Here is a 12,542-nt window from a genome sequence, read left to right as displayed (position 1 = left end):
TTTGTTCAGTGAGCCGCGCTCGCCGCGCCGCGCCGTCGCCGCTATGGCGTCTTCGTATCACCTCTTTCCGCTTTCAGCCCAGCTTAGCCTGTCCCGCAGTGCAACGCAGGATTCCCGCGCTGGCTGACCCGTCTTTCATTCCTGTGCAGATGGACGCCGCGCGTTCTTCTGATGATGGTTTCCCTGGATTTTTACCGAAACATATCTCGGAGCCTGACATCGTGCTTTACACTGAAAAGAGTCACAAAACGACGCCAGACTATTGTCTGTCGGGTTCTGCATCGTTACTGGTGCGGACAGAACGCATGTTTCAGGTTGTCTACGCTGGAGCATCCATGATTGCCGATATTGCTATAACAGAAGGGGACTGCCATGTCTGACGACATGATCCATTCACGCTCGTCAGCGGCGGGTAAGCACGACAATGTACGCTCCATGCAGGAGGTGGCCATGAATGATCGCGATGCCAGCGAAATGCTGCGCACCTACAACATTGCCTGGTGGGGCAATAACTATTATGACGTCAACGAGCTGGGGCATATCACCGTCTGTCCCGACCCGGATGTGCCTGAAGCTCGCGTCGATCTGGCGCAGTTGGTGAAAGAGCGGCAGGGCAAAGCCGATCGTCGTCTGCCCGCGCTGTTCTGCTTCCCGCAGATCCTGAAGCACCGTCTGCGCTCCATCAACGGCGCGTTCCAGCGTGCGCGCGAGTCCTTCGGCTACGAGGGCGGCTACTTTTTGGTTTACCCGATTAAGGTGAACCAGCACCGCAGGGTGATCGAATCGCTGGTGAATTCCGGCGAGCCGCTGGGACTGGAAGCCGGTTCCAAAGCGGAACTGATGGCCGTGCTCGGCCATGCCGGCATGACCCGCACCGTCATCGTCTGCAATGGCTACAAAGACCGCGAATATATTCGTCTGGCGCTGATTGGCGAAAAACTGGGGCACAAAGTGTACCTGGTGATTGAGAAAATGTCGGAAATCCGACTGGTGCTGGAAGAAGCGGAGCGCCTGAACGTGGTGCCGCGTTTGGGCGTGCGCGCGCGACTGGCCTCTCAGGGATCGGGCAAATGGGAGTCCAGCGGCGGCGAAAAATCCAAATTCGGACTGGCGGCGGTGCAGGTGCTACAGCTGGTCGAAATGCTGCGCGAGGCCAACCGTTTGGAAAGCCTGCAATTGCTGCATTTCCACCTCGGCTCTCAGCTGGCGAATATCCGGGATATCGCGACCGGCGTACGCGAATCGGCCCGTTTCTATGTCGAACTGCACAAGCTGGGCGTGAATATTCAGTGCTTCGACGTGGGCGGTGGCTTGGGCGTGGACTATGAAGGGACGCGCTCACAGTCGGACTGCTCCGTTAACTATGGCCTGAACGAATACGCCAACAACGTAATTTGGGGTATCGGCGACGCTTGTAACGAACATGGCCTGCCGCATCCGATGGTCATCACCGAGTCCGGTCGCGCACTGACCGCGCACCACACCGTGTTGGTGTCCAACATCATCGGCGTGGAGCGCAACGAATTCAGCGAGCCGGAAGCGCCGGGTGAAGACGCGCCGCGTGCGCTCGAAAGTATGTGGTCGACCTGGAAGGAGATTACCCAAACGGGTAATCGTCGCTCCTTGCGCGAATGGCTGCACGACAGTCAGATGGACCTGCACGACGTCCACACGCAGTATGCGCATGGCATGCTGGATCTGACGCAGCGGGCGAGGGCGGAACAGCTGTATCTCAGCATCTGCCAACGTATCCAGCAGCAGCTTGATCCCAGCAATCGCGCGCACCGACCGATCATCGACGAACTGCAGGAGCGGATGGCGGACAAGCTGTACGTCAACTTCTCGCTGTTCCAGTCCATGCCGGATGCGTGGGGGATCGACCAACTGTTCCCGGTCTTGCCGTTGGAAGGGCTGGATAAGCTGCCGGAGCGTCGCGCGGTCTTGCTGGATATCACCTGCGACTCCGATGGCGCGATCGATCATTATATCGATGGGGACGGTATCGCTACGACAATGCCGATGCCGCCGTACAATCCGGAAGATCCGCCGCTGCTGGGCTTCTTCATGGTGGGCGCTTACCAGGAAATCCTGGGCAACATGCATAACCTGTTCGGCGATACCGCCACCGTGGATGTTTTTGTCGGTGAAGACGGCAAGGTCGATGTGGTGGAGTCAGACGAAGGCGATACCGTCGCGGATATGCTGGAGTACGTGCAGCTGAATCCGGATGTGCTGATGTCTCGCTTCCGCGATCAGGTGAAAGCGGCTCAGTTGCAGCCAGAGCTGCGTGCCCAGTTCCTGCATGAGTTCGAAACCGGGCTTTACGGTTACACCTACCTCGAAGACGAGTAACGCGTCCGGAGGCGTCACAATACGAGAAGGCTGAGTGTGAACTCAGCCTTTATTGTTTCTGGCATTGCCACACCGCGCGTTGACGTTAACGCGTTGTCCCATAAGACAGGGTGCCACGCGGGCAACCGAACGACGTTCAGGCTGGATCAATCGCAATGCGATCAAGATGTCAGGCTGGCCAAGTGAGCGGAGAGGGCGGAAGTCGAAATGAAAAGGGCGCCGGGGCGCCCTTTGTCGTTATCTGAAAGCGTCAGCGATTATTTGTTTTCGGTGATGCGCTTGCGGATATGTTCAGCACGTTCTTTAGACGCCGGGTGGGAGTCAAACATGCTGCTGTCGCGGCCGGCATCCATCTTCGCCAGTTTCTCGAAGCTGGTCGCCAGACCTTCGCGGTTTACGCCACGTTTTTTCAGCAGATCGAAGGAGTAGTCATCAGCCTGAGATTCCTGAGCCTGAGAGAACTGTGCATTGACCAGCGCTTCGCCCAGATCGGCCAACTGAGACTTGGACAGCGTAGCAGCAACGCCGCCCGCAGATGCAGCCGCGGAACGTGCAGCTTCTGCCGCGTAAGCGACCTGCATAGCTTTACGGCTATGACCCAGCGCGACGTGACCCATTTCATGACCCAGAACGCCTTCGACTTCGTTATCGTTCATCATGTCCATCAGGCCGCTGTATACGCGGATGCAACCGTTAGCCATCGCCCAGGCGTTGACGTCTTTAGTCAGGTAAACTTTGTAGTTAGCCGGGGTGCCGTTGATGTCGTGACCGAGTGCGTTGGCGATTTTGTTCAGACGCTTGGTGTATTTGCTGTTGGCGGGTGCGATGCTCGCCTCTTTATCCATTTCCTGGCAAGACTGCGCGCTGAGCGTTTTCACATCTGAATCACTCAGAGAGGCCGCTTTGAAAGCCTGGGTGCCGGACTGCAGCATCTGCGCTGCGTCCATGCTCTTACAGCCGCTCAATGACGTTGCCATGACGATAGCTAATAGTGAAACTCGTAATTTCATCCCTGTTCTCCCTAGGATTGTAAATAAAAACAACGCGTCTTCGACTAAAGACGTAATAAAAGCAGGGATAATGTAAGGGAATGTACATGGTATTAATAGGAATAAATGCAGAACATTCTATTCGTCGGGAAATAGTACGCCGCATCCCTGAATGGGCGGGCAATCGCGACGTTTGACGGTGCTGCGATGGCGTGAATCCCCCGTCCTAAGGGCGCTCGGCCCATACGGTTCCCAGTGCATTCAGCCGGGTTTTCATGTACATTTAGAACTATCTCTTCTTGGTCTTTTCGGGCTAACGTTTTGATTTATATATCGTGTGTTCGGCAAGACACTTGTTCAATCCGATCTGGAGTAAAGCATGTCCTCTCGTAAAGAACTTGCCAATGCTATCCGTGCGTTGAGCATGGATGGTGTGCAGAAGGCCAAATCTGGCCATCCGGGCGCACCGATGGGTATGGCCGATATCGCCGAAGTCCTGTGGCGTGACTACCTTAATCATAACCCTGCTAACCCGCACTGGGCCAACCGCGACCGCTTCGTGCTGTCCAACGGTCATGCCTCCATGCTGATGTACAGCCTGCTGCACCTGACCGGCTATGACCTGCCGCTGGAAGAACTGAAAAACTTCCGTCAACTGCACTCCAAAACGCCGGGTCACCCGGAAGTCGGCTATACGCCGGGCGTGGAAACCACCACGGGGCCGCTGGGTCAGGGGATCGCGAACGCGGTCGGTATGGCGATCGCCGAGCGTACGCTGGCGGCGCAGTTCAACCGTCCGGGACATAACATCGTCGACCACCACACCTACACGTTCCTGGGCGATGGCTGCATGATGGAAGGGATCTCTCACGAGGTCTGTTCACTGGCGGGGACGCTGAAACTCGGCAAACTGACGGCGTTCTACGATGACAACGGTATTTCCATCGACGGTCACATCACCGGATGGTTTACCGATGACACGGCCGCGCGCTTCGAAGCCTACGGCTGGCATGTGATCCGCGGTATCGACGGTCACGATGCGGATGCGATCAAACGCGCTATCGGCGAAGCACAGTTGGTGACCGACAAACCGTCTCTGCTGATGTGCAAAACGGTCATCGGCTTCGGTTCTCCGAACAAGCAGGGCACGCATGAAGTGCACGGCGCGGCGCTGGGCGATGCCGAAGTGGCCGCGACTCGTAAAAACATCGGCTGGAACTACGGTCCGTTCGAAATCCCAGCGGAAATTTACGCTGAGTGGGATGCTCGCGATGCGGGACAGCGCAAAGAGTCGCTGTGGAACAAGGCATTCGACGCTTACGCGAGTGCCTATCCGGATCTGGCCGCTGAATTCCGTCGCCGCGTCGACGGCGAACTGCCGGCAAACTGGCAGGCGGAGTCCGCTAAATACGTTGAAGAGCTGCAGGCTAACCCAGCCAGCATCGCCAGCCGTAAGGCTTCGCAGAATGCGTTGGAGAGCTACGGCAAACTGCTTCCTGAATTCCTGGGCGGCTCAGCCGATTTGGCGCCAAGCAACCTGACTATGTGGTCTGGATCGAAGCCGTTGAATGAAGATCCGGTGGGCAACTACATCCACTACGGCGTGCGCGAGTTCGGTATGACCGCTATCGCTAACGGGATTGGCCTGCACAGCGGATTCATTCCTTACACCGCCACCTTCCTGATGTTCGTGGAATACGCGCGTAACGCGGTACGTATGGCGGCGCTGATGAAACTGCGCAGTATCTACGTTTATACCCATGATTCCATCGGTCTGGGTGAAGATGGCCCGACTCACCAGCCTGTTGAACAGCTGGCCAGCCTGCGCGTAACGCCGAACCTGAGCACATGGCGACCGGCCGACCAGGTCGAGACCGCCGTGGCATGGAAATATGCGATTGAACGTCAAGACGGTCCTACCGCGCTGATTCTGTCTCGTCAGAATCTGGCGCAGCAGGAACGCACCGCTGAGCAACTGGCGAATATCGCCAAGGGCGCTTATGTACTGAAAGACAGCGACGGTCAGCCTGACCTGATCCTGATCGCGACCGGTTCTGAAGTAGAACTGGCCGTAGCGGCCTGGCAGCAGCTGACGAACGACGGCGTGAAGGCGCGTGTGGTTTCCATGCCTTCGACTGACGCGTTCGATAAGCAGGATGCCGCGTACCGTGAATCCGTACTGCCTGCCGCCGTGAGCGCGCGCGTGGCGGTGGAAGCTGGTATCGCCGACTACTGGTACAAGTATGTGGGCCTGAACGGAGCGATTGTTGGCATGACCACTTTCGGTGAGTCTGCGCCAGCCGAGCTGCTGTTCAAAGAGTTTGGCTTCACGACCGAAAACGTCGTGGCTAAGGCAAAAGCCCTGCTGAAATAAGCGCTGCGTTTCACTAAAAAGGCCGGGGAAACTCCCGGCCTTTTTTGATCTGCGATCCCTGCTTTTACGAGGCGACAAGTAGTTGTATTCATTTTTTTGACGTACATCACTCTTCTGGCACATGCCTGTGGGGACGATTCCTTTTGACAATGAATTCGTTTATGCTAGCTGAAGCGTTTCAGTCATCGGAGCAGTCACCTTATTCCGCTAAATCAGCCGGGTTTTACGGGCCGATGACGAAGAAAACGCAAGGTATAACCAACGGTTTATTCCTGAAGATGTACTGATTATTCTATAGGACCAGCGGTTTTATCATTACACAGGGAATTTCATGACGATCCGTATTGCGATAAACGGTTTTGGTCGGATAGGACGCAGCGTATTGCGGGCTCTCTATGAGTCCGGGCGGCGCGCCGAGATCTCCGTTGTCGCGATCAATGAGCTGGCGAACGCCGAAGGGATCGCCCACCTGCTCAAGTACGACAGCAGCCATGGCCGTTTTTCGTGGGATGTCGGTCAGGAATGCGACCAGCTGTACGTGGGGGATGACATCATTCGCCTGCTGCACGAGCCTCAGTTGCAAAACCTGCCTTGGAAAGAACTGGGCGTGGACATCGTGCTGGACTGCAGCGGCGTCTACGGCAGCCGGGCTGACGGTGAAGCGCATTTGGCCGCTGGCGCTCGCAAGGTGCTGTTTTCGCATCCCGGTACGCCAGATCTGGACGCCACCGTGGTGTACGGCGTTAACCAGGATGATTTGCGGTCTGACCACCGTCTGGTGTCGAACGCTTCCTGCACCACCAACTGTATTATTCCCGTGATAAAACTGCTCGATGACGCTTTTGGCATTGAAAGCGGTACGGTAACCACCATTCATGCCTCAATGAACGATCAGCCGGTGATTGACGCGTATCATCATGATTTGCGCCGCACGCGGGCGGCCAGCCAGTCAATCATTCCGGTGGACACCAAGCTGGCGGCGGGAATTACGCGTTTTTTCCCGAAGTTTCAGGATCGTTTCGAAGCGATTTCCGTGCGGGTTCCCACCACGAACGTCACGGCGATCGATCTAAGTGTTAGCGTGAGAAGTAAAGTAAACGTCTGCGAAATCAATAGCCTGCTGCAAAGCTCAGCGCGAGGGGCATTTCGTGGTATAGTTGACTACACAGAATTACCGTTAGTTTCGGCCGATTTTAATCACGATCCGCACAGCGCGATCGTAGACGGAACACAAACCCGGGTCAGTGGACATCATCTGATAAAAACACTGGTCTGGTGCGATAATGAATGGGGCTTCGCCAACCGTATGTTGGATACAACTCGGGCAATGGCGGCCTGCGGATTCTAGTACGCGGCGGCGGTTCTGCCGACGCCTCGCTCAAGCAACTTTAAGAGAATCAACCAAGAGGATTCACCATGGCTGTAATTAAGATGACCGATCTGGATCTGGCTGGCAAACGTGTGCTGATCCGTGCGGATCTGAATGTACCGGTTAAAGCTGGCAAAGTGACGTCCGATGCGCGTATCCGCGCATCTCTGCCGACAATCGAAAAAGCGCTGAAGCAGGGTGCCCGCGTGATGGTGACTTCTCACCTGGGTCGTCCTACCGAAGGCGAATACAACGAAGAATTTTCTCTGCTGCCGGTTGTTAACTACCTGAAAGACAAACTGTCTTCACCAGTACGTCTGGCGAAAGACTACCTGGAAGGCGTTGATGTAGCGGAAGGCGAACTGGTTGTTCTGGAAAACGTCCGCTTCAACAAAGGCGAGAAGAAAGACGACGAAGTGCTGGCTAAAAAATACGCCGCGCTGTGCGACGTGTTCGTCATGGACGCCTTCGGTACGGCTCACCGCGCTCAGGCTTCAACTCACGGTGTTGGTAAATTCGCACCGATCGCCTGTGCAGGTCCGCTGCTGTCTGCTGAACTGGAAGCGCTGGGTAAAGCCCTGGGCAAACCGGCTCGTCCGATGGTCGCTATTGTCGGTGGTTCTAAAGTTTCCACCAAACTGACCGTGCTGGACTCTCTGTCTAAAATCGCTGACCAGCTGATCGTCGGTGGCGGTATCGCCAACACCTTCATCGCGGCTCAGGGCCACAACGTGGGTAAATCCCTGTATGAAGCGGACCTGATTCCGGAAGCGAAAAAACTGCTGGAAACTTGCGACATTCCGGTACCGACCGATGTGCGCGTAGCGACTGAGTTCTCTGAAACCGCCAGCTGCACGATGAAATCCGTCTCTGAAATCAAAGATGACGAACAGGTTCTGGATCTGGGCGACGTTTCTGCAGAACGCCTGGCTGAAATCCTGAAAAATGCCAAGACTATCCTGTGGAACGGTCCGGTAGGTGTGTTCGAATTCCCGAACTTCCGTAAAGGCACCGAAGTGATCGCACAGGCGATTGCCGATAGCGACGCTTTCTCCATCGCGGGCGGCGGCGATACTCTGGCAGCTATCGACCTGTTCGGTATTGAAGACAAAATCTCTTACATCTCTACTGGCGGCGGCGCCTTCCTTGAGTTCGTTGAAGGTAAAAAACTGCCGGCCGTAGTGATGCTGGAAGAACGCGCTAAGCAGTAATGACGAACGACGGGAGAGGTATCTCCCGTTTGCGGTTGTCTCTATGCTGAGGTGGAGGCAACCGTTGCTATCTCTAACCCCCCACGGCCAACGAAACAGGACACGTAACATGTCTAAAATCTTCGATTTCGTAAAACCTGGTGTCATCACTGGTGATGACGTACAGAAAGTTTTTGCAGTCGCAAAAGAAAACAAATTTGCTCTGCCCGCCGTTAACTGTGTCGGTACCGACTCAATTAACGCCGTGCTGGAAACTGCTGCAAAAGTTCGCGCACCTGTCATTGTACAGTTCTCCAACGGCGGTGCTGGCTTTATCGCAGGTAAAGGCCTGAAATCCGATGTTCCGCAGCAGGCGGCTATCCAGGGTGCTATCTCTGGCGCGCATCACGTTCATCAGATGGCTGAATACTATGGTGTTCCGGTTATTCTGCACACTGACCACTGCGCTAAGAAACTGCTGCCGTGGCTGGACGGACTGCTGGACGCTGGCGAAAAATTCTTCGCTGCTCACGGCAAACCGCTGTTCTCTTCTCACATGATCGACCTGTCTGAAGAGTCTCTGGAAGAAAACATCGAAATCTGCAGCAAATACCTGACTCGCATGGCGAAACTGGGTATGACTCTGGAAATCGAACTGGGTTGCACCGGCGGTGAAGAAGATGGCGTAGATAACAGCCATCTGGACAACTCCGCGCTGTACACTCAGCCGGAAGACGTGGCTTACGCGTACGAAAAACTGAACGCTATCAGCCCGCGTTTCACCATCGCGGCTTCCTTCGGTAACGTACACGGCGTTTACAAGCCGGGTAACGTACAGCTGACGCCGAAAATCCTGCGCAACTCTCAGGACTTCGTTTCTGAAAAATACAACCTGCCGCACAACAGCCTGAACTTCGTGTTCCACGGCGGTTCTGGTTCTACTGCTGCAGAAATCGAAGAAGCGGTTGGCTACGGTGTTATCAAAATGAACATCGATACCGACACCCAGTGGGCTACCTGGGAAGGTATTCTGGAATACTACAAGAAAAACGAAGGCTACCTGCAGGCACAGCTGGGTAACCCGGAAGGCGCTGACAAGCCGAACAAGAAATACTACGACCCGCGTGCATGGCTGCGTGCTGCGCAGAGCACCATGATCGCTCGTCTGGAACAAGCCTTTAAAGAACTGAACGCGATCGACGTTCTGTAATAAATACGATTTAAATGGCTTCAATAAGGCTCCTTCGGGAGCCTTATTTTTACTGCCGTTTTAAACCAATAACGGTAGATTTTGGTGTGGGTAAGTGAGTTTAGCGAGTCTCAAACAGGAGTAAGTTAATGGAAGATTTAGGTGTAACAGAAAGCGTAAGTCGCGCGCAGACCTGGTTGACCAACAATCAACATGTGCTGCTGGAGTATGCGGTTAATATTGTTTCCTCACTGGTCATTCTGATCGCGGGATTGATTGTCGCGCGGGTGGTTTCAGGCACCCTGAACCGTCTGATGCGGGCGCGTAATATCGATGCCACGGTCGCGGATTTCCTGTCTGCGATTGCGCGCTACGGCGTGATTGCCTTTACATTGATTGCCGCGTTAAGCCGCATCGGCGTACAGACGGCATCGATTATCGCCGTGTTGGGTGCCGCCGGTTTGGCCGTAGGTTTGGCGCTGCAAGGTTCGTTGTCCAACTTCGCTGCTGGCGTGCTGATTGTGATGTTCCGTCCTTTCCGTACCGGTGAAACGGTCGATCTGGGTGGCGTGAGCGGCACCGTGACTCAGGTACAGATTTTCTCCAGTACGCTGCTGACCACTGATGGCCGCATCATTGTCGTACCGAACGGCAAGATCATCTCCGGCAATATCATCAACAGCTCCCGCGAGCCGAATCGCCGTACCGAGATCATTGTGGGCGTCGCTTACGATGCAGATATCGATGTGGTGAAGAAAGTGCTGGGCGACATCATCAAAGCAGACGACCGTATTCTGAAAGATAAAGATGTTGTGATCCGTCTGAACGAAATGGCGGCGTCTTCCCTGAACTTTGTCGTGCGCGTATGGACGACCAACGCAGACTCCACCGAGGTGAACTGGGACCTGCTGGAAAACTTCAAGCGTGCGCTTGATAAACATCAGATCGGCATTCCTTACCCGCAGATGGATGTGCATTTGCACCAGACTGCGACGGCGGAACCCGCCGACAAGGCGTAAGTCAGTCCTCTCTTTTACGCGCTGTCCGCCCCCTTTTACGGGCAGCGCGATATCCTTTTTTCCGCCCGAATACGCCTTCCCAGACGACGCCAACGCGCTATAAATCCCACCGTTTAATAAGCTAATTTCGCTGTCAGAGATTGCGTTCATAAAGCATAGGACGCGCAGGTTTGAGATGCAGACGCGCCAACGTGAGCCAACAGCGAAAACGGGGAGAGCGGCAGCGTCACCTCACTAAACCCCACTGATGAAAACTCACGGTGAAGACTGCCCAGCGCGAAGCCCCTGGGCGGTCATCTATCGCCTCTCAGTCGGCCGTCGCCATCTCCGTAGCGAATCGGGCTGCGGCACTCAACACGGCTAAAACTGACGCGGTTGCGATGTTCGCATGTCGTCCTACGCCGAAGCGCGAACCGGGTACGCCGGGTATCGCGGCCTCCACAATGGCCAGCGCCATTGCATCGGACCCTGCCCCCATACTGCGTTCTTCATAACTATCGATGCGCAGCGGCATGCCCAGCGCCGCGACAGCCGCGTCAATGGGGCCGCTGCCTGTCCCCTTGCAGGTTTTGACGTCACCGGCTTCACTCACCAGCGCCAGCTCAATACCTTGCCCGTCTGCATGCTCGAACAAGCGATGGCGATGATGAATAAAGCCGGGCTGTTCCCGAAGCGGGGCAAAGTAGGTGCGCTTAAACAGGTCCCAAATTTGCTGGCTGGTCAGCTCCGTCTCGCTGGCGTCGGCCTGTGCTTGAACGATGGCGCTGAACTCCACCTGCATACGGCGCGGCATGACGATACCGTGGTCCCGCTGCAGCAAAAAGGCGATCCCGCCTTTGCCTGACTGGCTATTGACGCGCACGATACTGTCGTAAGTGCGGCCCAGATCTTTGGGGTCAATGGGCAGGTAAGGCACGCGCCACGGCTCATCGGCTTTTTGTGCGGCAAAGCCCTTGGCGATGGCATCCTGATGCGAGCCGGAAAACGCCGTGAAGACGAGATCGCCGACATAAGGATGGCGCGGGTGTACAGGCAGCGCGGTACATTCCTCGGCCACGCGGGCGACCGCCGCAATGTCGGAGAAGTCCAGTCCCGGCGCAATGCCTTGGGTGTACAGGTTCAGCGCCAGCGTCACCACATCGACGTTGCCGCTGCGTTCACCATTGCCGAACAGGCAACCTTCCACCCGTTGCGCACCGGCCAGCATGGCTTGTTCGGCACAGGCCACGCCCGTCCCCCGATCATTATGGGGATGCACGGACAGCACGATATGCTCGCGCCGCGCTAACCGGCGATCCATCCATTCGATCTGGTCGGCGAAAACATTGGGCGTAGCGATCTCTACCGTGGTCGGCAGGTTGATGATCATCGGTCGCTGCGGACCGGCATCCCACGCGCGGATGGCGGCGTTGCAGACGGCCAGTGAAACCTCCAGCTCGGCCATGCAAAAAGTCTCGGGTGAGTATTGCAAGACCCATTCGGTTTCCGGGTGGGCCGCCGTCAGTTGTTTGAACAGCGTAATCCGCTGCTCCACCATATCGATAATCTGCGGCACGCTCATGCCGAAGACGATCTCGCGCCACGCGGGGGCGATAGCGTTGTAGAAATGCACGATCACACGTCGTGCGCCAGCCACACAGCGCACCGTTTCGGCGATCAGGTCATCGCGCAATGGCGTCATCACCATCGGAGTGACGTCTTCAGGAATCTGGTCCGTGTCGATCAAGTGACGCACGATGTCGAAATCAGTGCGCGAAGCGGCAGGAAAGCCCACTTCGATCTCCTTAAAACCAATGCGTACCAGCTCATGGAACAAGCGGATTTTAAGCTCGCGGTTCATCGGCTCAAACAGGGCCTGATTGCCGTCGCGTAAGTCGGTGGACAGCCAGATTGGGGCTTGTGTCAGGGTACGTGATGGCCATTGGCGGTCGGTCAGATCGACCGGAGCTGTAGGACGGTATTTCTGGGAAGGATCGGTCAGCATGAAAAGGACTCCAGGGACATTGTGGGCACCTGATCCCCCTGGCTTGGAGAAAGCTGACGAGGGTCGGGGTCAGGGG

Annotated in this window: 8 protein-coding genes; 6 read left to right on the top strand and 2 right to left on the bottom strand. The window is 55.9% G+C overall.

From position 1 onward, the window contains the following. Positions 1–372: 372 nt before the first annotated feature. Positions 373–2,352, top strand: coding sequence for a biosynthetic arginine decarboxylase (speA, locus tag CKQ53_RS02970; protein WP_085651269.1), 1,980 nt, complete (start codon positions 373–375; stop codon positions 2,350–2,352). A 257-nt stretch (positions 2,353–2,609) separates the two neighbouring features. Here the strand turns inward: speA and loiP are convergent, their stop codons facing one another. Continuing rightward, positions 2,610–3,362 carry a metalloprotease LoiP gene (gene loiP, locus CKQ53_RS02965; RefSeq protein WP_085651270.1) on the bottom strand — a complete coding sequence of 251 codons (753 nt, stop codon included), beginning with the start codon at positions 3,360–3,362 and terminating at the stop codon, positions 2,610–2,612. A 358-nt stretch (positions 3,363–3,720) separates the two neighbouring features. On the opposite strand from loiP, the gene tkt reads away from it, so the two are divergent. From tkt to mscS, 5 genes are all read left to right on the top strand, one after another. Continuing rightward, positions 3,721–5,715 (top strand): transketolase, encoded by a 1,995-nt coding sequence (tkt, locus tag CKQ53_RS02960; RefSeq protein ID WP_118894633.1) that lies wholly within the window; start codon positions 3,721–3,723, stop codon positions 5,713–5,715. 331 nt (positions 5,716–6,046) lie between these two features. Continuing rightward, positions 6,047–7,063: an erythrose-4-phosphate dehydrogenase gene (gene epd, locus CKQ53_RS02955; RefSeq protein ID WP_085651272.1), complete on the top strand. Its 1,017-nt coding sequence runs from the start codon at positions 6,047–6,049 to the stop codon at positions 7,061–7,063. A 68-nt stretch (positions 7,064–7,131) separates the two neighbouring features. Then, positions 7,132–8,295: a phosphoglycerate kinase gene (gene pgk, locus CKQ53_RS02950; RefSeq protein WP_085651273.1), complete on the top strand. Its 1,164-nt coding sequence runs from the start codon at positions 7,132–7,134 to the stop codon at positions 8,293–8,295. 109 nt (positions 8,296–8,404) lie between these two features. Continuing rightward, positions 8,405–9,484 (top strand): class II fructose-bisphosphate aldolase, encoded by a 1,080-nt coding sequence (fbaA, locus tag CKQ53_RS02945; RefSeq protein WP_085651274.1) that lies wholly within the window; start codon positions 8,405–8,407, stop codon positions 9,482–9,484. A gap of 128 nt (positions 9,485–9,612) precedes the next feature. After that, the gene (mscS, locus tag CKQ53_RS02940) at positions 9,613–10,482 is read left to right on the top strand and encodes a small-conductance mechanosensitive channel MscS (protein ID WP_085651275.1); all 870 of its coding nucleotides are present in this window, start codon (positions 9,613–9,615) and stop codon (positions 10,480–10,482) included. A 307-nt stretch (positions 10,483–10,789) separates the two neighbouring features. On the opposite strand, the gene CKQ53_RS02935 is transcribed toward mscS, so the two are convergent. Further along, positions 10,790–12,466 carry a 2-isopropylmalate synthase gene (locus CKQ53_RS02935; RefSeq protein ID WP_094118063.1) on the bottom strand — a complete coding sequence of 559 codons (1,677 nt, stop codon included), beginning with the start codon at positions 12,464–12,466 and terminating at the stop codon, positions 10,790–10,792. Between the last annotated feature and the right edge of the window lie 76 nt (positions 12,467–12,542).

It is taken from the genome of Lonsdalea britannica (assembly GCF_003515985.1).
Lineage (GTDB): Bacteria > Pseudomonadota > Gammaproteobacteria > Enterobacterales > Enterobacteriaceae > Lonsdalea > Lonsdalea britannica.
Note: the sequence above shows the minus strand (reverse complement) of the source record. Positions and strands in the feature narration are given on the sequence as shown.